We start from the raw sequence: 22206 nt of genomic DNA, 5'->3' as shown, positions 1-22206 counted from the left end.
AGAACTCGCTGCTAACACAGAAATTGCTGGGTTTTGTAGATGTACTATTGTAGCTTGTTATGGGATCACTTATCTAGAGTCAATGAAAAACTTTCGCAAATTATGTAACTTCTTATCACTACCCGTAGCCATCACCAATGATAGAATCTTCTACGTTAAACGTCTCTCAAAAATTGATTTCTACTTGATTTCTACTCTTAAAATAATAACGATAGTATCAAAGGAAATGATTACGCAAATAATATTCGTTCTAAGGAGTGAAATGGATAAACCAATTACTTAATCTGATTGCTTAATTTTAAGAATAGTTAACTGTCATACCATGCATTCATTATAGTGGTTAACTAGCATAGATATAGAGAAAGTGGTAATCTTAACATGCGGGTTGCAAAATAATTTTGAAAGCGGGATGGTTTCATTTGAACAACGTTAAAGAAGACTTATTAGGCATTAATTAAGTCTATATCTCCTCAAAAAGCCCGGTTATTTTTTTAAAATTTATACGGTTGTTAAGGCGTTATATTATGAGTAACAATTGGTGCAGTGCAACCGGGTTATTTGGATAAATTAAATTTTTTAAAAACAAATAATTTTTAGAAAAAATAATAAATGCGACATTTAATTTAGCCGATAAAAAGGCTTATTGTACTTGACTAAAATGATTTTCATGATTTATCAAGTTTTGATGAATAAAAATGGATAATACAATACTACTTCATTAAGAGAGGAATACTGGAACATTTTCAGTAGACTAATTTGATACGCTATAACGAAAGTTATCATCCCCTATGGTGGAGAACAAGAGGAAAGCGTTTTTGAAAAGCTGATACACCTATATAAGCTTCAGATAGGTATTAACATTCTGAATGCACCTTACCTAATCTATGAAGCATATTTTACAGTACTTTTCTTTTGTGGTTATCATCAGATGTGATTTTCATCAGGATGATTTGAACAGTTGCTTTGCTTTAAGTTGGATACTTAGATAGATTCAAATTAATTTTCTTTTTTGATGAGGTTCATTTTATTTTAGCATTACTCCTAAAATAGAGATTACAAAAAACATAATTCATATACACAGAATTAAAGAGCAGCAAAAATAGTTGCAACGTACGTTTAGATAAAATCTTAAACTAACACTGAAGAAGATGATTACTGGTTATAAATTAAAGAAATGTTATTGTCTTTTAAATAAGACTGGAAGTATGATACCAGAAGCTCTCCCTGTTACTACTTTTATGTGTCTTCGTTTGAATATGGTAGAGATGCTATTGAAATCAACAGTGAGAATGATGGATCATCAGATTGGACGGCAAAGTATTCGAAGTATACTTAGATGTATACTAAAAAGTAGACGATGAAAATAAATCCAATATGGCCATTCGTATAGCTACTCCATTACGTACTTGTTGAAGAATGACTGAATGCTGTCCATCGACAACTTCCGAAGTTATTTCAATTTCACGATTGATAGGGCCAGGATGCATAACAATAACATCCGATTTTGCCAGAGCTAATTTTTCATGAGTTAGACAAAACATTTGACGAAATACAGTTAATTCTATTGGATTAGCGTGACGTTCTTTTTGCCAACGAAGAGTAACGATAACATCGGTATTAACAAGGCTCAAATCCAGTTCATGAAATATTTGAATGCGATTGTCATGAATCGTTTTCGGTAGTAATTGCGAAGGAGCAGCCAAGCGAATTTCAGAAACGTCCATCATTAGTAGTCCATCAATCAATGAATTTGCAACGCGTGAATGATAAATGTCACCAATAATAGTGACACATAATTCATTCCAACATGGTTTATATTGCTTAATTGTCATTAAATCAATGAGACCTTGACTAGGGTGTTGGTGATCACCATCACCTGCATTAATCACAACACCTGAAGATAAATGTTTTGCTAACCAGGTTGGTTTATCTTTTTCTGAATGACGGATGATAAAAAAATCAGTACCCATTGCTTGTAAATTTTTAACAGTATCCAGAATTGTTTCACCTTTATTCAAAGCGGAGACTTTAAGATCGACGCTTTGAATAAAGGCACCAAGCCGTTTTGCGGCAATTTCAAAAGAATTTCGTGTGCGTGTACTGGGCTCAAAAAATAAAGTAGCGACAATTTTTCCGTGTAAGATGCTAAAAATAGCATTGTTTTTAACAGCGCTATTTAAAAAATAATTAGCTCGTTGCAAAATAGCCTCAATATGATCACGAGTAAGCGATTGCATGCTTAATAGATGAGTAGGCAGCTTCCCAATAATCATTACCTAACTATTGTCCTCCTGCAGCCATTGTTCCAGAATAAGTTTTGCAGCATGACTATCAAACTGTTCAGGAATCTTAACATTTCTTTGCTTTTTTCTCTCACACCATTGTCTTTTAGCTTCAAATGTAGTCAGTCTTTCATCTACTGTATAAACGGGTAACTGAAAACGAGAGCGTAATTTACGAGCAAATTTTCTGGCCGAAAAGGTAAGATACTGTTCTGATTGATCCATATTATATGGAATACCAACTACTAACGCGTGAGTGTCCCAGATTTCAATCAATGTTTCAATTTTTTTCCAGTGAGGAATACCATCACGAACATTTAAGATAGGCAGTGGATTAGCAGTACATGTCAACGTTTGTCCCACGGCAAGGCCAATACGTTTCATCCCAAAATCGAATCCCAATGCGGTTAGTGTTGCTGGTTTAGGCATGTCCTACTTGATCTGAAAGACGATTAATGTCAATACCAATGAGGGAAGCTGCTTTTTTCCAACGTTTTTTTATGGGGGTTTCAAATAGAATAGAACGATCAAATGGCACAATAAGCCAATCATTACGTGCAATTTCTTTTTCTAATTGACCCGCTTCCCAACCGGAATATCCCAAGGTAATTAAAAAATTACCAGGTCCTTTGTTACTAGCGATTTCTTCTAGCATTACCTTAGAAGCAGATACTGAAATCTCAAGGTTTTTTTTAGAAATAGGATTCTCATAAATAATAAAACCATGCTCCTGTCCCATAGGACCCCCCATTAATACCGGTTGTTCGGAGATATCTGGACGGTCGCTTTCTATCTTCAAATGCTCTAAAACACTTCCCAGATTTACTTGGAGAGGTTTGTTGATAATAATGCCTAATGCCCCTTTAGTATCATGTTCTGATAGGTAGATTACCGATTGTGCGAAAGTAAAATCATGTAATTGTGGCATCGCAACTAGAAAATGATTTGAAAAAATATTTGTTTTTATCATGCACTAAGTATGCGCGGATCTTTGAAGTGTCGCAACCATAGAGGGTATCCAACATCAAGATAATTTGCCATAATGGCCATTCGTGTGAAATAGGGGAAGAACTTATGAAACAAATTGCAACACGAACCACTTATAACGATCTTTCATCTAATGAATTAATTCAGCATGTTATCAAAAATGGTGAAGGAGTACTAAGCTCCACGGGAGCTTTGGTGGTGACCACGGGAAAACGCACTGGTCGATCTCCAAAAGATCGATTTATTGTGAAAGATAAGGAAACATCAGATCAAGTTCAATGGGGTGCTATTAATCAACCGATTGAGCGAGGTGTCTTTGATCGTCTTTGGGAGCATGCTATCCGTTATCTCTCAGAACGAGATGTGTACGTTGCACATTTGCAAGTGGGGAAAGATGAAAATTACTTTTTGCCACTTAAGGTCATTACTGAATTAGCTTGGCATAATTTGTTTGCACGTAATCTCTTTATTCGTCCTTCTGGTGATTATATCAAGGGCAAATTACCATGGACTATTTTAAGCACACCAGGGATCAAAACTGACCCAGAACAAGATGGAGTGAATAGTGATGGTGCTGTAATGATTGATCTATCATGTCGTCGCGTATTATTAGTGGGTATGCGATACGCAGGTGAAATGAAAAAAGCCATGTTTACCGTACTGAATTATCTTTTACCTCCATATGATGTTTTACCTATGCACTGTGCAGCCAATGTCGGGAAATTAAAGCAGGATGTAGTATTATTTTTTGGATTATCAGGAACTGGTAAAACCACCTTATCGGCTGATCCTGAACGTTTGCTGATTGGTGATGACGAACATGGTTGGAGTAGAGCCGGTGTTTTTAATTTTGAAGGGGGTTGCTATGCCAAATGTATCGATTTATCCAGAGAAAGGGAGCCCATGATTTGGGACGCGATTCATCGGGGTGCGATTATGGAGAACGTCGTGTTAAGAAGAGATGGTACTCCTGATTATAAGGATACCAGTTTAACGCAAAATTCGCGTGTAGCTTATCCACTTGAACACATTCCTTTACGTGTTAAGGATAATAAAGGACAATCACCAAGAGCCGTGATTTTTCTGACTTGCGATCTCTATGGGATCTTGCCGCCTGTAGCATTGTTAACTAAAGAACAAGCAGCATATTATTTTTTAAGTGGTTACACCGCTTTGGTTGGAAGTACAGAAGTAGGGAGCATAAAGGAAGTGATGCCAACATTTAGCAGTTGTTTTGGCGCTCCGTTTTTTCCTCGACCTGCAACCATGTATGCTGAATTATTGATGAAACGTATTGAAGAAACCCGCTGTCAGGTTTATCTTGTTAATACTGGCTGGACTGGAGGGGCTCATGGTGAGGGCGGAGTACGTTTTTCTATCCCAACAACGCGTGCTATTATTAATGCCATTATTAGTGGTAAATTGAAAAGCCAGCCTACTGAGATGTTAGATGGTTTCAATTTGATTATCCCAACATCAGCACCTGGCGTTGATTGTGTTTTATTAAATCCAAGAAAAACATGGAATGATGTTGAGGCATACGATACTAAAGCGCGTGTGTTAATGGAAAAATTTCGGGAAAATTTTTTTAGATTCGAAGTGTCAGATGTGATTCGTAAAGCGGGTCCAACGTTTGAATGAGCGATAATGGTTTTCTTGAATATGGTTTTCTTGAATAATGTCAATTAGCTGTAATATTAAGAAAATAAACGAAGAAATTTGGAAGGCGGAAAATCTATTTGGACGCACGCCAAGTTCTGTTATTTTATTAGCTGTCAGCAAGTCACAAGGTGTCGAAAAAATAAAAATCGCGGTAACCTGTGGGCAAAAACGATTTGGAGAGAATTATTTACAGGAAGCGCTTCCTAAAATAAATTTGTTGCGGGCTTATGATCTGGAATGGCATTTTATTGGTGCTATTCAAGCTAACAAAGCACGTCTTATTTCGACGCATTTTTCGTGGGTACATAGCATTTCTAGTCTCAAGATAGCTGAGCAATTACAGCGTCATCGAGCTTCCGTATTATCTCCTCTAAATATTTGTATTCAAATAAACATTAGTGGAGAAAAAAACAAAAGCGGTGTGAGTTTGAGTGATTTACCGGAATTTGTTTCTGTCATTAAGAAATTTAATAGATTGCGATTGCGTGGATTGATGGCAATTCCAGCAAATTACAAGAACTTCGAAACACAAAAACGAGTATTTAAAAAGTTGCAAAGAGCGCAAAAACAATTGATAGAGCAAGGGCTACCGTTGGATGTTTTGTCAATGGGTATGACACATGATTTTCCTGCTGCAATTGCAGCAGGCAGTACGATGATTCGTATTGGCACGGGCATTTTTGGGTCACGTTCACGAGATCTCAGAAGTGTAAACAATTTAAGAGAAAGTGTAATATCATAAGGATTACATGCACTGGCAACGGTAGTATGGTAGTAACATCGTTCTTGGTTTAATCATCAATGTTCATAACCCTGTTTATGTTTATGTTATTAACCGTATTCTGATAAACAAAATTTTTTAGAGAAAATATGAAATGAAAATCTTGCAGGATAATGGTTGGAGTGCTTTTTGGTGTAGATGTTACTATCTTCGTCATCAAACCCTATCGAATTAAAACTGTTCATGCAGAATCGGAGCTAGTCGTTATTGTATCAAATACTATATTTTATTTTAATAGCAGTGAACGGTGAGCACACGTAAAAAATGGCTAAATAAAAAAGTCGCCGTTATTCTTTTCGCGCGAGTCTAACGCAGCGCTTTAATAGTCACTGGGCAACAGGGTTTATTTGCAACAGCCACGATTAGAGACTAACCAGCAAAGACATGTAGTAGAATCTGTCATTCGAGCAATTGAACTTGTAATTTAGGTTTTTTAGAAGATCAAAGATCATGGTTATTACGCTTTCTGTATTTGGTCCAGCCTACGTATTTTATTTATGAAATATTATAGGTAGCGGAAGAAAGTCTTTAATTTATAATCAAAGAAACATAGAATTTTTAACTAAACAGATATTAGATACTGCATACAATGACTCTAAAAGCTAAACAAAAAGTGGTACAATGGCGTTAATTTTTTGTGAGGTTATTCCGGTGACACTACCAGATGTTAATAGCAGGTAGCTATTCTGCATGTAAAAAAGTTATCATAAAAGTAGATGAGTAAAATGATCGTAATTGCAAATGTTGTTTTACTTTTAGTAGATTTCATTTTTGATATTTATATTATTATTTTGATCTTGCGTCTTTTAATGCAGAAATTGGGAGCCAGTTATCATAATCTTGTTGCCCAGTTTGTTATACGAACCACTAATCTTTTTGTTTTGCCCTTGCGATGCATTATTTTTGGCTTCAAAGGGTTTGAGCTTGCAGTTATATTTTTGATAATTGTTTTCTCATTTATTCAATCTTTTTTGCTTGTTTCATTACGCTTTCGATTGGTACCTCATTTTATAGGCTTGCTTGTAATAAGTACCGGTGCATTAGGCAATAAATTCATGAATCTCTATTTTTACATGATTATTATGCGAATTATTATGAGTTGGGTAGTTTCTTCGCAACAAAATCCGATTACAGAAATCATATTTCTAATTACAGAGCCAGTGATGAGGCCTATACGCCGATTAATTCCAATGATTATCGGATTTGATTTTACCCCCTTTGTACTTTTAATCTTGTTTCCGTTAGTTTCTTTTTTAATTTTTGATCCGTTGACAAATGTAGGAATGCGTCTTGCATTGAATTGATGTGATAAGAATAAGATATAAAAATAGTTGATACAGGGCATCAATTTTATTAGGATCTATCTGGTAATAACGAGGATTTTTATATATGAGTGACGTATACACCACATCTGATGAAAAATTTGAGGCTGATGTACTAAAAGCCGATGAACCTGTGCTTGTTGATTTCTGGGCTGAGTGGTGCCAGCCTTGCAAAATGATTGCGCCTATGGTGGAAGAAATTGCTGAAATATACAAAGGGCGTATTAAAGTATTTAAAGTAAATGTGGATAAAAATACGGAAACGCCACAAAAATATGGGATTCAAGGTATTCCTAGTCTATTAGTTTTTCGTGATGGGGAGGTTGTTGCCACTAAAGTGGGCATGCTTAGTAAATTACAACTTGCGACTTTTTTGGATGAAAACTTGCATTTTTCATCTTAAGCTATTATGATCTCGCTGATCGTTTTGCTCATCGGTGTAATTCTGCCGCTTTTAGGTTTACCCTTAACATGATAGGTATTAGTTGGGATACAGTTTTGCAGGCTGATTTTTTGTTAAAAGCACTAGAAAGTTGTCGTCATTTTAATTCATAAACAAGAGGATTTATTGGAAGCCATGAACTTAACTGAGCTTAAACAGAAATCAGTTTCAGAATTAATGCAGATTGCTCAAGAAATGGATCTGGAGAATGTTTCGCGTTCGCGCAAACAAGACATTATCTTTGCAGTGTTAAAAACACACGCTAAAAAAGGGGAAGATATTTTTGGAGACGGAGTGTTGGAAATTTTACAAGATGGGTTTGGTTTTCTACGCTCAGCTGATAGCTCTTATTTAGCTGGTCCCGATGATATTTATGTCTCTCCCAGCCAAATTCGGCGGTTTAATTTACGAACGGGTGATACCATTTCAGGAAAAATTCGCCCTCCAAAAGAAGCAGAGCGTTATTTTGCTTTATTGCAAGCCAATGATATTAATTTTGAAAAGCCAGAAGCTTCTAAGAATAAAATTTTATTTGAAAACTTAACACCACTTTTCCCTAATGAACAACTCAGGATGGAAATGGGTAATGGCAGTACCGAAGACATTACCGCTCGGGTTATTGATTTAATTTCACCTATTGGAAAAGGGCAACGAGGTTTAATTGTATCGCCACCGAAAGCCGGTAAGACCATGATGTTACAAAACATTGCTCATTCTATTACCAGTAATCATCCAGAATGCGTTCTCATTGTATTATTGATCGATGAACGCCCTGAAGAAGTGACTGAAATGGATCGATCTGTTAAAGGTGAGGTAGTTGCAAGCACTTTTGATGAACCTGCTGCGCGTCATGTTCAAGTGGCTGAGATGGTGATTGAAAAAGCTAAGCGATTAGTAGAGCATAAAAAGGATGTAGTTATTTTATTGGATTCGATTACCCGGCTAGCTCGTGCATATAATACAGTTATTCCCGCCTCTGGCAAGGTTTTAACTGGTGGGGTTGATGCTAATGCGTTACAACGACCTAAACGATTTTTTGGTGCTGCGCGTAATGTGGAAGAAGGGGGTAGTTTAACTATTATTGCCACAGCGCTGGTGGAAACAGGTTCGAAGATGGACGATGTGATTTTTGAAGAATTCAAAGGTACCGGTAATATGGAAATTCATCTAGATCGTCGTATTGCAGAAAAACGCATTTTTCCAGCAATTAATATTAATCGATCAGGTACGCGACGTGAAGAACTTATGCTGAAGCAACATATTCTGCAGAAAGTATGGATTCTTCGTAAAATTCTGCATCCTATGGACGAAGTGATTGCCAGTGAATTTTTAATTGATCGATTGAAATTAACGAAAATAAATCATGACTTTTTTAACTCTATGAAAGGTTAAGTGATTCGCGTAATTATTGGAGTATATTTATAGCTAAAAAGCGCTTCTTGTAATAAACAAGAATGTGCTTTTGTGAACATCGCTCGGTTAAACTTGCTGTTCAAGAATAGGAAAGTCGTAACATAAAATTTTAGATAGTAGACTATCCTACTTATTTAGTATAATGCGTTATAATACGTGGGGTTGCTACTGTTTGACTGTTTTAATTCTACTGATGTTTATGCTACTGACTGAAAAGTACTATGTCGGCAGTAAATCATGTTTGTCGTAGTGCGTAATCTTTTTACGTAAAATTGTTAATACGGTAAATAACCGAGAGAATGTTGTATTAACTGGCTGAAGCATAAACTTTCGAATTTGATTATTGATGCTTCATCACATCTCGCTCTTGCCCACATAGGAAAATCAATTTGTAGCGAATAATCGGATTCTCTAGTTAATAGCGAATCATCTGATTCTCTGGTTAATAATGCTAGCGTAGTGTTAGTGTTATAATCCTTTCTACCAACTTGCCCATAAGAAAGGAGCCAGTATTTTTCTATCGTTAATCTAAGCTTAAGAACCATCCATTCTAGTAATGTTGTTGCGATAGGTTACTTACAATGTCACTATTATGATAAATATTACGCACTACGATTAGACACAGTATAGCCAGCCGGTTTTATGTGTCTTATATATGTGTATGAGTGAGAAGACGTTCCCACCTGCTATTTGTGCCAATAGCGGTTTTTAGATTTTTTTGCTTGATTCATAATAGTTTTTTATTTTTGTAGAGAATTATCTAACACAATCCTCAATTTTCCAGGCTGCGTAAGCAGGTGTTTCATAAGGATGAGTGCGCACTAGTTCATTAAGTACTGCTTGTAAACAATGATCCTCGCAAACCATTTCAACCATATATTCTTTAACTTTTTCGATTTGACCTTTTGAACCTAAATAGGGCTGACTACCACATAAGGGTCGATATTGTCCTGTTCCCAATGTCTGCCAGGCGCAACATTCATAATTACCTATTTTCCCAGCTCCTTTTGTAAAAAGGGCGGTTTTTATAGATTCTAAGTGTTCTTTAGGAACATAAAAAGTAATTTTATACATAAAATTCCCCACAAATACCCATAAAGGCTTCATTTTGAATTACAAATAATTTTAATTTGATGATAAAAATCTTGCATTGTCTTTATATCAATCTGTCCTTGAGCAGAACTAGATTCATCTATAGAAGTAAAAGTTAAATAGCTACCAAGTAAAGGCGCTAACAATCGCGTTATTTTTCCTTCTTTACCCATTCCAAGCACGATTATATTTTCCGATGGTTTGTTCTGAAGAAGCCTAAAAAGAAAATAAAATAATACATTCACATCGCCTAGTTGCTTGGTCATAACAGAAAATTTAATAACATCTGGGGAAAAAATTCGCATCTCGTCAGCAATATTGAACAGCGTTTCTAAAGAAGGTGTATTTTGAAAGTTATGATAAGAAATAATCATCTTTGCTTTTTTACGTCGGATAACAATTTTATTGGCAACAGCGAGATCAATATCCAGATAATCAAACTTATCGTTTCCTGCTTGTAAAATTTCATTTTGTGCTTCAAGTGTACCCGTAAAATTCCCATTGTCACGCTTAGCTCGACAACAAAGGATAGCTTTCTTTTGGATATACTTAGCAAGATAGTAAAGCATTTTTGGATTTATATTTTCAAGATAATCGACCCGCAATTCAACAAGGTCTGCTACAGCTTGTGCTTTTTCAAGCTGAAATAAGAAATCAGAAAGCGTTTTTCCAATAACAACAGCACAAAGAAGTGGTTTATTCAACATTTTCGTCTCGATCATAGATTATAGAGAGACTCTCAAATTTAATAATTCGCGCACAACCTGTAATCCTAACGTATGCATCTTCAAAATATCGTTAATTTTTAAATTCAGACAATTGAGAGATTACTCATTTTACTGTATCACTGACAGATAGGCAAAGTTGATTATCATGAGCAACAGTGTGTATTGCAATAAAATAGCAAATTACTCTTAATCATAAACTAAGATACATCAGCAATAATACAAAGTTATATCGATAAGTACTCCATCTAATTACATGGAATGTCATCATTAACGTCGAGACATTCCGTTCTGGTAATACCTTGTCTAATTGTTGAGATAATATTGATGAGAGTTGATTTCCTCAACTTTCTAATCACGAACGCTTTAAACCCATTGTTGTTATTAAGTGATGGTATTAACCTTATATCTTAACACTTTAGCTAATTGAATCCCAAGATTAGCTTCGGTATTTTCATTTATGATTCTAGATTGGAAACGCTGCAATTGACGTTCTTGATGTGACTACAGAAAGATGATAATGATTGTAGGTGGCATGTATGATATTTTACAACTCTTTCTTTCTTTATAGATAAATCTTTTACGAAGAAATTTTACATAAATTACAAGGACATCATGGGGATTCTCTTGATGCTAAAGTATCGATAATTAAATCTGGATTATATCTTTTGTTGAAATACAGCTATATCGGTTAATAATTTAAGTTGTTGCTTATTACCGTTACGATCCCTTCATCAATAATTAATACTACAATGTCATATTGATACTCATCATGACTAAATTCATACTAGCAATTCAATGTATTACTTTCCTTGACTGAACCGTTAGCTGAACGCAATCTGCTCACAGCGGCACACAACAGATCTTCCAACCAAAATATAAACATTGCTTGTTCCCATTGATATTGCTTGTTTCCATTTATTATGCAGATGTAAAATTATAATTAGCCTTAATTAACAAAACGAAAAAAGCGCGAGCATTCAAGGTGGGTTATGAAAACGTTGACACTTACGGATAATGGTTAATTCAGTTTTGAACGCACGATGAACTGTAGCGTCATTCTTACTCTCTAACGGAATAACTGATATTCTGCATCTCTTAAGTTCTATATCTAAGTTATAAAACACCTGTTGTCAAAATTGATGAACATAATGGTTGTTTAGTTATTCTGGGGAGTCATGGATTGAATTTAATAAGTGACATCGAGCTCTTTAAACTTGTTAATACAGTGTAATAGATATTCAGTGCAACAAAACACAGCGACACCAATACCAATAAGAAACAAATGGTTTAATATGCTAGGTGTTTGATATTCTAAGTGAATGAAATCTTGGGTCTAAATCGACACTAGAATGAGAGCATGATTTATCAAAAATCAGAGAGTTAATATTTCGTTTCATCTTTATTATTCTATTATCATTAAATAAGGATATCTATCTATCTTCAAATTAAGGTAAGTATAGCATAATTTTAATTCTATTTTTTGGAAGAGAGTTAATTTAATCTGCAGCTTATCATTTGTAGGTGGCACGTTTAAGATAGTATGTAGATATTGTATACTTAAGATACTTCGTGGACTTTATTATTGATATTCTTTGACATTTCAAAGGCGGGTTTTGTTATGGTGATTGTAACTTATTAGCTTTCTTCAATATAGCTAGTGCTTTCAGAGGTAATACCAATGTCCAATTTAATGTGGCAACCCACCGCTACTCTTGGTAATCAAAAACTGCGCGCCAAACTGTATAACAAGATCCGACAGTTTTTTGCAAAGCGAAATGTTTTAGAAGTCGAAACACCACTTTTATCACAGTACACCGTTACTGATGCTCATCTCCACAGTTTTCAAACTACCTATTATAGCAATAATGAAAAATATCATCATCGCTATTTGCAAACCTCTCCTGAATATGCGATGAAACGTTTACTTGCTGCTGGCAGTGGACCAATCTATCAAATTTGCAAAGCTTTTCGAGATGACGAAATCAGTCATCAACATAATCCTGAATTCACACTTTTAGAATGGTATCGACCAAGTTTTAACTATCATGATTTGATGTGTGAAATGGATGCACTATTGCAAACAACCATCCAATCAAAAAAGGCGGTCCGTAAAACGTACGAGCAATTATTTTTAAATAATCTATCGATCAATCCATTTGCACTTTCTTTACCAGAACTCCATACCTTAAGCCAAAAATTTTCACTACAGAACGCTAGTAGCTATAAGAATCGTGACACTTTATTGCAGTTTTTATTCGCTCATGTTATTGAACCAACCCTTGGATTCAGCCAACCGTTATTCGTGTATGATTTTCCTGCCTCCCAATCTGTTTCAGCCAAAATCGATCCATACAACCCTAATGTAGCCTTACGTTTTGAAGTCTATATTAAAGGACTGGAATGCGCGAATGGCTTTGAAGAACTAATTAATGCCAGCGAACAACGCCGACGATTCGAACTAGAAAATTTAAAACGAAAGGATATCGGCCTTCCTGAAATCGCTATCGATCAACGTCTTCTCGCTGCATTAGAATCAGGATTACCTCCCTGCTCTGGAGTGGCATTGGGACTTGATCGGCTGCTAATGATCATGGGTAAAAGAAGAAGAATTGATGACGTTATTGGCTTCACTATCGATAGAGCTTAATTGATAGAACTTTATCCAATTTCTATCAATTTTCAATGAAATTCGATTACTATTGTCTACTAGAGTTGATTCAATTTTAATTATTCTATCGATCTCATACTATACGAATTTTTCGATTGATTAATTGATTAGATAATTAATCCTACACTAATTTTTATCATTAAAATATATCTCTAAATCTCTTCATCCTCAGTATACCACACTACCAACTTTAGTACTGTCGTTCTTTTTTTTAACAACTAAAATAGGAAAATCACATAAAAACTATAAGGACTTAACTGTTTATTTATTTCCGTTATATTTCTTGTTATTTGTGGTTAGTCAAAGTAATAAATCCAAAAAAAGGTAAATCGATAGCCCATCTTACTCTCCTAATACGACATACACTCACTACACATTGTTACAGTAGATGGTATTACAATAAAACACACATAATGAGCAGGGTCATCTCTATTAGTATCATAAGTATCCCTATAAATTATTCGTGACATAAATAAAATATCATATATTGCTTTTTTAGACATGAATAGCTGCTGAAAATTCATATTCTCATAATTTATAAGAATGAGTTGCTGGTTACTTTTGCTTTGTGTTATAAAAACACCATCGATTATCATCTAAAGATTAGCTGCGGTGCGTGTTAGCACTAATGATATGAGAAATGAGATTGTTACCTTATTTTTACAGTTGTGTTACTGATTGAATGAATTTAGGTCGCTATCATTCCTATTGATATTCTTAAGCTTACCTCTCATACAAAATATTATGCTATCTATACAAGAGTACGGTGTGGATACTTATTCAATGCCACGATGACGAGGAAAAGAAAGATATAGCACAAGCCTAACTATCACCTTACAAACTAATATAATAAAAGGAGATTTGCAAGATAAGTTCTTACTCTTTCTCGAAAAGAGTCTTTAGAAGTGTACTATACTGTTACATCGAAGATAGTTAGTAGTTCCCTTGGTATTCTTCTTCCTGCTTATCTGTCTGGTTAAAGGTATTAATGCTGATCTTTCTTGTCTTCTAATTAATACATAAAATAAAATCACAATGTTTTGGTGATATTCTGATCTAGTTATTTCCCTTCAATAAAAATTCACTGTAATGTTTTTATATGGAAGAGGTCAATGTTGTTTACAGCTTTTTGTCTAAACTTCACTAAAAAACTTAATTAAATGGCTACGGGTGGATTTGAACCACCGACCCCAGCATTATGAATGCTATGCTCTAACCAACTGAGCTACATAGCCACACTAATCGATTTTTAAAAAAGCGCATTCTGTCGGTTTACATGTAGAATGTCAAGCAGTGCCAGATCGAAAATATATAATATCCCCATCTTGAACTACATATTCCTTTCCTTCCAGATGCCATCTTCCGGCGTTTTTAGCGCCTTGTTCTCCATTAAATTGGAGATAATCATTGTAGCCAATAACTTCAGCACGTATAAAGCGCTTCTCAAAATCGCTATGAATGACCCCAGCCGCTTGAGAAGCAGTTGTACCTTTAAGACACGTCCAGGCGCGTACTTCTTGAGGACCGGCAGTAAAGAAAGTAATAAACCCCATCAATTCGTAACCTGCTTGAATGATTCGATTTAATCCAGATTCCTTGAAGTTTAGACTTTGCAAAAATTCGATCTGTTCTATGGGAGAAAGTTCTGCGATTTCTGCTTCAATAGATGCGCAAATAGTAATTACTTTAGCATTGTCTTTTGCGGCATACTTGAGCACTTGATCCAAATATGGATTATTTACAAACTCTCCTTCTGTCACATTAGCTATATACAAAACGGGTTTTAATGTTAACAACTGATAGGGCTGCAATGAAATTTTTTCATCTTCTTTTAATTTCACTCTACGTAACGGTACACCTTGATTCAAGAAGTTTTTAAATTTTTCAAATAAAATTTGCACCTCACGAGCTTTTTTATTCTCTTGTTTCGCATAGTTAGTGATTTTCATTAAGACTTTATCGATTGTTTCTATATCTGATAATGCCAATTCTGTATGCACAATTTCAATATCAGAAAAAGGGTTAATATTTTTAGAAACATGAATAATATTTTCATTTTCAAAGCAACGCACCACGTGCGCGATTGCTTGTGTTTCACGAATATGGGCAAGAAACTGATTACCCAATCCTTGCCCTTTTGAAGCACCAGCAACCAGACCAGCAATATCAACAAATTGTACCGTAGCTGGAATAATTCGTTTTGGTTGAATCAGTTGAGCGATTTTTTCAAGTCGCTTGTCTGGAACAAGAACTACCCCAACATTGGGTTCAATCGTGCAAAAGGGATAATTTAATGCTTTAATGCCTGCTTTAGTTAGTGCATTAAATAGAGTTGATTTACCCACATTCGGTAGACCAACGATACCACATTTAAAACCCATTTTTTATTTGTCTATTAACTATGTAAGTTACGCATAGCATTTTCAAATGTACCTCGCATCAATTCATTAATAATTTGTAAACCTCTATCAATCGCTGATAAAATAGCGACTCGATCGTTTTCAGATGGAGTACTCAAAACATATGGTATTACCTGATCTTTATGTTCAGGGTGGCCGATACCAATCCGTAATCGATAAAAATTACCTGTTTTCAAATGCTCAACAATATTTCGAAGGCCATTATGTCCACCATGACCGCCACTTTCTTTTAAACGAATAACACCTACCGGAAAATCTAGTTCATCATGTACCACTAAAATTTCTTGAGATTTTATTTTATAAAAGCGTGCCAACGCTACCACTGCTCTCCCATTTTCATTCATATAAATTGAGGGCTTAAGAAGCCAACAATGATTAACCTTAGTAATAGCACCGTGAAATTTGTCTTCCTTTTGTAGAGTATGGTTTACTTGATTAGCAAGTGTCTCAACAAACCAGATACCTGTGTTATGCCGCGTATCAGCATATTCATTACCGGGATTTCCAAGTCCAACAATAAGCTTAATGGGTACTGACAAAGTTTATTCCTTTTCGTTAGTATCAACTTCTGACTTAGTTTCCCCAGTTTGAGAAGATTTGTCTGCGACTATAGTTTCTTCCGCTTCAATATCAGCTTGGTTTACTCTAAGGATATGAACACTTACGAGTGGTAAGTCACGTTGTTGATTGGACGTTACAGTCAATTCAACCTCTGAAGGTAGCTTTAAATCGGACAAACGAAAAGATTCATTCAGCTTAAGTTTGGAAAGATCTACTACAATATATTCCGGCAAATTGGCCGGTAAACATCGAACTGCAACTTCCGTTTGCAAATGTGAAATAACACCACCTTGCTTAACTGCTGAGCACTCATCTTCACCAATGAAATGTAAGGGAATATTTATCGTTATCTTTTCCGTTGCTTTAATGCGCTGGAAATCGATATGAAGAATTGTAGATTTGATACAATGACGCTGTAGATTTTTTAAGACTACTTTTTGTTGCTCATCGCCGACTCTAAGGGTAAGGACAGAAGAAAAAACTGCTGTATTTTGGAGCGCTTTTAAAATATCTTTCCGTAGCAAGCTAACAGCTTGGGGGATCTTTCCCGCACCATAAACGATTCCAGGAACCTTATCGTCAAATTGACGCATACGCCGTACTGCGCTTTTACCCATAGAGTTTCGTAACTCCGCCGTCAATTCTAAGTTTTCAGCAATCATTTTTTTCTAACTCCATATATATTCACCGCTTATTTTGCATTTTAGATGATTACAAAGATCTGATTTGCTAACGTAAACCTTTATTAAGTTTTCTTTCAAAAATATAAGGAAACATATCCAATCGTTTCCAATGTTTTAAAAAACTAGTTCGTGTTTTTATCAAATTGAAGAGGCGAACTAACCCCAAAAGGTTAAACAACATTTTAAATCACAATACTAGCAAATCTGTCGTTAACAAGTCTAATTAAAAAATTCAATATATTAAAGATTAACATCATCAAATAAGAAAATAAAATATTCATCAATACGTTAGGAGGATATAAAGGATATTAGAGTGTGCATTACCGATAATAGAAAAGCACATTGAGGTTTAAATATGTTAAAGATAACATTCAATTTTATTTCGAAGTTTTTTTGAAACGGATGTCAATATCTGTTTTAGACAGGACATTTTTTAAGAGTTAGTAGCTTATACTCTCATGAGTATTTAAATAAGGAAATGATAATCTTAAACTTCAGGATAATTAATTTTGTTCAATTAAAGTACTTAGGCATAGAATGATTGAGTATAAAATTTCGTTATTACGTTACATTGAGAAGCGAGTAATTAATTGAGAAAATGAGTCAAATTTAAAATCAAGAATCATATCCGAAGTTGAGAAATGCTGGATTAGACATTAAACTGGATGATCATTTTTTAAATTTTTATCGATGGTAGTCACTCTTTAAAGTGAAAGTCGAGCATCCATATGTCTTAGAAACTGATGTACACGGATTATCGCATTATAATCTTGGCTATCTTTCTTAATTTAAACTTTCAAATGATCTCAAGGTGTTTGCAATTCTACAACTTTATAATTATTAATTTAATCTAACAATAGATGCATATTATTTTTATAAAAGATTAATACTTGTTTTTAAGTTTATCGTTATGTATTTTTAGATCTTTTAACGTTATCTCCATGATAGATAAAACAAAATTGAACTTTACCAGTTGGATTAGTAGAAAGTATAGACAAGATAATTTCAGATACTAAATACTTCTAAAATAATAGGTTATGATGCTAAGTTCTTCGGTAATATTAGCTATAAAGTAAATATACTAAATCACGTTGCGTTCAACAGTGTTTCTGATATATTCTGTAGCTTTATCAGAAGCACTAAATTGATAATCGCTTAATCAAAAGAGTTAGCACACGATCGATTGAATCTGTTGATGAGTTAAAACGCACTTTAAGAAGAGATGTCAGAGAGATATTAAAACAGACACTATATACAACCTAGAGAGGCAATGGAAGCATTCTAAGCTGAATTAGCAATTACTCCAAATGATATAAAAACGATCAATTGGGTTTTTCATATCAATTGAAGGTGGTGCTTTATGCATTAAGAATACCGTCTTTAGACTCTCTCAACCTTTATCACTCATCACTATGTTTATTCAACCAACCCTATTAATATAGCTTTATTTCTTATAACTAGACAATTAAGTTCAAGCTAAACAATATAAGGATTGGGAATAAGGATCAGGAATATAGCCCATATAAATTCTATCGCAGATTGTTTTTAGTGGGATTAATTGAAAATCTTGGACACGTCACAAAGATGGAAAATAATGAGTAAGATTTTTGGTGTATCAAATCATTGCAATAGGTTTTATTTTTAAAGGATTGCACGGTAATCCTTTAAAAATTAGGTGATAAAATGAATACACGCAAAGTGTTTTTCATTATTTTTGGTATTTATTTCCAGTGACATTGGAGTAATTGCACGAAGGAAGGTGATATTCTAATATCGCTTAATATGTTGACGCTTAATTCTGATTTGCTATATGTACTTTCTATACATTACTATACAGAGAGTTGGACGTTATCATGTTTATCACACATAAGCATTGTAAACGTTAGACAATAATGCATAATTAAAGATTATGGGATTCTCAGTATTAAGAAGCATTTTTATAGAACTGGATGTATTACAATAAAACAACAGTTAAGTATGGGTTGTGCATTACACTTCGAGAATTAATGAAGTGATTTTGAAGACGACCGCACCCTCTATGGTATCTTAAATTACCAAATTTATTTTATCTAGTAAAATAAGCCGTTATAATATGGCGATGAGGGAAATAGTTACTAAGATTGATTTGCCGCAATTTACTACGATTGCACTTGACGAGATTGAACTGTCATTAGATCGTCTACTAACAGATAATAGAGATAAAATCAATCGACTGATTACTTCAAGAAAGAATTTTACATGGGACACGTTAATTCAGCCAATTGAAGATATTAATGATCGATTACATCATTTTTGGGCACCAGTAAGTCATCTCAATTCAGTTGTCAACTCCCCAGAGTTACGAGATGTGTATCACGCTTGTCTTCCTAAATTGATGGACTATTCAACAGAATTAAGCCATCACGAAAAACTTTTCCACGCAATCCAATCGATTGCAGAAGGGACAGAATATCAGAAACTCGATATGGCGCAAAAGAAAGTTATCGACAATGAAATACGAGATTTTAAATTGGCTGGTGTTACTTTATCGACTGAAAAAAAACAATATTTTGCTAAATTGGTAAAAACATTATCACAATTACAAAACAAATTTGAAGAAAATTTATTAGATGCAACGCAGAGCTGGTATAAACAGATAACTAATGAAAATGAGCTTCGTGGTCTTCCTGAACATGCTAAAATGGCTGCGCGACAAACAGCAAAGCAAAGAAGTTTGAAGGGATGGATATTCACATTAGAAATCCCTTCTTATTTAGCGGTGATCACATATGCAGGCTCGCGAACATTGCGCGAGGAAATGTATACGGCTTTTGTCACTCGCGCTTCTGACCAAGGTCCCAACGCGGGACATTGGGATAATTCGACCATCATGGAAGAAATTCTTTGTTGTCGTTTGGAGTTAGCTAAGCTACTTGGTTTTTCTAATTTTGCAGAATATTCACTCACCACACGCATGCTTAAATCACCGAAAAAAGTAATTGATTTTTTAAATGCACTTACACAAACTGCTTTGCCAAAAGCAAAAGCAGAACTTAAGATTCTCTGTGAATTTTCTAAAAAAGCATTAAGGATAAAAAAATTAGAAGCATGGGATATTGTTTATGCATCAGAGAAGTTACGTAAACAGCAATATGATATTTCTCAGGAAGATTTACGTCCTTATTTTCCGGAACCACAAGTCATCCAAGGACTTTTCAAAATAGTAAACAGGCTATTTCAAATTACCATTAAATCGATCGATGAAGTGGATGTATGGCATCCGGATGTACGTTGCTATGGTGTATATGATAATCGAAATCATTTAGTCTCTTATTTTTATTTCGATCTTTACGCACGTGAAAAGAAGCGTGGAGGTGCATGGATGGATAATTATCAAACAAGGCGTCGACTGTCTAACGGGAAGCTGCAATTGCCTATTGCTTTTATCGTATGTAATTTAAATCCACCAGTTAGCGGCCAACCTGTTTTATTTAGCCATGATGAAGTCAATACCTTATTTCACGAATTTGGACATGCGCTTCAGCATATGCTGACTAAAATTGATTATGCTGCGATATCAGGTATTCATGGTATACCATGGGATGCTGTAGAATTGGCTAGCCAATTTCTCGAAAATTGGGTGTGGCAAAAAGAATCACTTCATTTGATTGCTAGACACTATCAATCAGGAGAATCTTTATCTGATAATCTATTTCAACGCTTAAATAAAGCAAAAAATTTTCATGCGGCGATGCAAATTATGCGCCAATTAGAATTTGCTTTATTGGACATGCGATTGCATATGGAGTTCAACCCGAAAGAAAAAAATCAAATTCAACACATTCTTGATGAAATACGTTCCGTAATTGATGTAATTACCTATCCGCCTTTTAACAGATTTCAACATAGTTTTTCGCATATCTTTGCGGGTGGTTATGCTGCAGGTTATTATAGCTATAAATGGGCTGAAATGATGGCAGCAGATGCGTTTTCAGTTTTTGAAGAAAATGGTATTTTTGATTACAATAGCGCGCAAAAATTTCTGACTTATATTTTAGAACCAGGGGGATCAAAAGATCCAATGGATTTGTTTAAAGCTTTTCGGAATCGAGAACCAAATATGAAGGCTTTGTTACGACAAAGAGGGATTTTGTAGAGGAAGTATATTCTTTATGAGAAGTAAGAATGATTTGGCGGTCGTTAGAATTCTATGTTTTACTAAGATTGGTAATAGGGTCAAGAGCGCCTGTGGAGATAAAGAAATTATTTTTTGATAAATCAAGCCGCACATTGTACACAAACACAGTATATTGTGCACGAATCTCGTCGTTTCCCATTTAACTATCTATCGTCCCGTCCTATCTGGAAAAATGAAGCGTATATCTCATTCTAGCCAATAGTAATATGTTTGTTGACAAGGACATTCATGATGCACAGAGATGGAACGAAACAGATACTTTGTGCAACAAGTTGAAGATTTTGCATTGTTGCAGCAATTTTTCAGAAACTACCAACTGCCATATTGCTTGTAGATACAATATAACTCTTTGATTTAGTATTATACTTTCAACTATATAATGTACTTTTATGCACTACTCTCATTACGTCTTTAATCAAAGACTGTGTAGATTTTATGAAAAAAGAAGATAACTATTATCGCAATTATGGCATTTGTCTTAAGCTCTGTTCGTAATTATTAGATTATCCCATTTATACTCTTTTGAGTTACTTTCCAAGAATCATTAACAAATGTTTTGCATTGAAAAGGACAAAATATCGAAACGGCAAAAAACTTGCAGAAAACTCACGGAGTCCCGTATCGGATGATATTAATTCTATCATTCATTATCGATAATTGCCGAAAGATAGCTACTCAAATATCATCGTCAGGAATCGTATTATATGTATTTATTGCAATTTAGGATTAGGAGAATAACTGCGATAATGACCAATACATGTTAATTAGTTGATATTATCCCTCAGGATAGTCTCTTATTATCTAGAATACACTTGATTATGGATTTGGATAGGTGTTTCGGAATCCCATGTATTTTCATTGCAGGTTATTATCGTTGATCACAGAGCAGATAATAACTATCATGAAGACCTATAGTTAATGGTAGTTGTATCTTTCTTTCTAGAAAGAAATTGAACGATATATGTGAGTACGCAGATTTGTTATTGCA

Annotated in this window: 15 protein-coding genes and 1 tRNA gene; 7 read left to right on the top strand and 9 right to left on the bottom strand. The window is 34.7% G+C overall.

The window, feature by feature from the left end; all coding sequences use genetic code 11:
* Nucleotides 1-1343 precede the first annotated feature (1343 nt).
* The 3 genes from CEAn_RS03600 to CEAn_RS03590 are packed head-to-tail and all read right to left on the bottom strand — an operon-like array spanning nucleotide 1344 to nucleotide 3252.
* The gene (locus CEAn_RS03600; RefSeq protein ID WP_211924198.1) at nucleotides 1344-2267 is read right to left on the bottom strand and encodes an aspartate carbamoyltransferase catalytic subunit; all 924 of its coding nucleotides are present in this window, start codon (nucleotides 2265-2267) and stop codon (nucleotides 1344-1346) included.
* Between the two features lie 9 nt (nucleotides 2268-2276).
* A complete protein-coding gene (ruvX, locus tag CEAn_RS03595) occupies nucleotides 2277-2711 on the bottom strand; it encodes a Holliday junction resolvase RuvX (RefSeq protein ID WP_211923821.1) in 435 nt (144 codons plus the stop codon).
* On the bottom strand, nucleotides 2704-3252 hold the full coding sequence (locus CEAn_RS03590) for a YqgE/AlgH family protein (RefSeq protein ID WP_211923820.1): 549 nt from the start codon (nucleotides 3250-3252) through the stop codon (nucleotides 2704-2706). Before CEAn_RS03590 ends, ruvX begins: the two co-directional genes overlap by 8 nt.
* 104 nt (nucleotides 3253-3356) lie before the next feature.
* Here CEAn_RS03590 and CEAn_RS03585 point away from each other — a divergent pair, with 104 nt between their 5' ends.
* The 5 genes from CEAn_RS03585 to rho all read left to right on the top strand — a co-directional run bounded on the left by CEAn_RS03585 (nucleotide 3357) and on the right by rho (nucleotide 8868).
* Nucleotides 3357-4910 carry a phosphoenolpyruvate carboxykinase gene (locus CEAn_RS03585; protein ID WP_211923819.1) on the top strand — a complete coding sequence of 518 codons (1554 nt, stop codon included), beginning with the start codon at nucleotides 3357-3359 and terminating at the stop codon, nucleotides 4908-4910.
* Nucleotides 4911-4947: 37 nt separating this feature from the next.
* Nucleotides 4948-5673, top strand: a complete 726-nt coding sequence (locus tag CEAn_RS03580; protein WP_211923818.1) for a YggS family pyridoxal phosphate-dependent enzyme — start codon at nucleotides 4948-4950, stop codon at nucleotides 5671-5673.
* Between the two features lie 755 nt (nucleotides 5674-6428).
* Entirely contained in the window at nucleotides 6429-7016 is a 588-nt protein-coding gene (locus CEAn_RS03575) for a YggT family protein (protein ID WP_244670073.1), read from the top strand.
* Between the two features lie 85 nt (nucleotides 7017-7101).
* Nucleotides 7102-7437, top strand: coding sequence for a thioredoxin TrxA (trxA, locus tag CEAn_RS03570; protein WP_211923817.1), 336 nt, complete (start codon nucleotides 7102-7104; stop codon nucleotides 7435-7437).
* Nucleotides 7438-7611: 174 nt separating this feature from the next.
* On the top strand, nucleotides 7612-8868 hold the full coding sequence (gene rho, locus CEAn_RS03565; RefSeq protein ID WP_211923816.1) for a transcription termination factor Rho: 1257 nt from the start codon (nucleotides 7612-7614) through the stop codon (nucleotides 8866-8868).
* Between the two features lie 777 nt (nucleotides 8869-9645).
* On the opposite strand, the gene cutA is transcribed toward rho, so the two are convergent.
* On the bottom strand, nucleotides 9646-9963 hold the full coding sequence (gene cutA / locus CEAn_RS03560) for a divalent cation tolerance protein CutA (RefSeq protein WP_211923815.1): 318 nt from the start codon (nucleotides 9961-9963) through the stop codon (nucleotides 9646-9648).
* 29 nt (nucleotides 9964-9992) lie between these two features.
* A complete protein-coding gene (gene aroD, locus CEAn_RS03555) occupies nucleotides 9993-10688 on the bottom strand; it encodes a type I 3-dehydroquinate dehydratase (protein ID WP_211923814.1) in 696 nt (231 codons plus the stop codon).
* A 1711-nt stretch (nucleotides 10689-12399) separates the two neighbouring features.
* Between aroD and epmA the strand changes: the two genes are divergently transcribed.
* Entirely contained in the window at nucleotides 12400-13356 is a 957-nt protein-coding gene (gene epmA, locus CEAn_RS03550) for an elongation factor P--(R)-beta-lysine ligase (RefSeq protein WP_369804513.1), read from the top strand.
* A 1182-nt stretch (nucleotides 13357-14538) separates the two neighbouring features.
* Here the strand turns inward: epmA and CEAn_RS03545 are convergent.
* From CEAn_RS03545 to CEAn_RS03530, 4 genes are all read right to left on the bottom strand, one after another.
* Nucleotides 14539-14612 (bottom strand) — tRNA-Met (locus CEAn_RS03545).
* 51 nt (nucleotides 14613-14663) lie between these two features.
* The gene (gene ychF, locus CEAn_RS03540; RefSeq protein WP_211923812.1) at nucleotides 14664-15758 is read right to left on the bottom strand and encodes a redox-regulated ATPase YchF; all 1095 of its coding nucleotides are present in this window, start codon (nucleotides 15756-15758) and stop codon (nucleotides 14664-14666) included.
* Between the two features lie 14 nt (nucleotides 15759-15772).
* A complete protein-coding gene (gene pth / locus CEAn_RS03535) occupies nucleotides 15773-16336 on the bottom strand; it encodes an aminoacyl-tRNA hydrolase (RefSeq protein WP_211923811.1) in 564 nt (187 codons plus the stop codon).
* A gap of 3 nt (nucleotides 16337-16339) precedes the next feature.
* Nucleotides 16340-17020, bottom strand: a complete 681-nt coding sequence (locus tag CEAn_RS03530) for a 50S ribosomal protein L25/general stress protein Ctc (protein WP_211923810.1) — start codon at nucleotides 17018-17020, stop codon at nucleotides 16340-16342.
* A 2113-nt stretch (nucleotides 17021-19133) separates the two neighbouring features.
* Between CEAn_RS03530 and CEAn_RS03525 the strand changes: the two genes are divergently transcribed.
* Complete coding sequence (locus tag CEAn_RS03525; RefSeq protein ID WP_244670072.1) at nucleotides 19134-21176, top strand: M3 family metallopeptidase; 2043 nt, start codon at nucleotides 19134-19136, stop codon at nucleotides 21174-21176.
* The last annotated feature ends 1030 nt before the right edge of the window (nucleotides 21177-22206 follow it).

The organism is Coxiella endosymbiont of Amblyomma nuttalli, assembly GCF_018107685.1.
GTDB lineage: Bacteria > Pseudomonadota > Gammaproteobacteria > Coxiellales > Coxiellaceae > Coxiella.
Note: the sequence above shows the minus strand (reverse complement) of the source record. Positions and strands in the feature narration are given on the sequence as shown.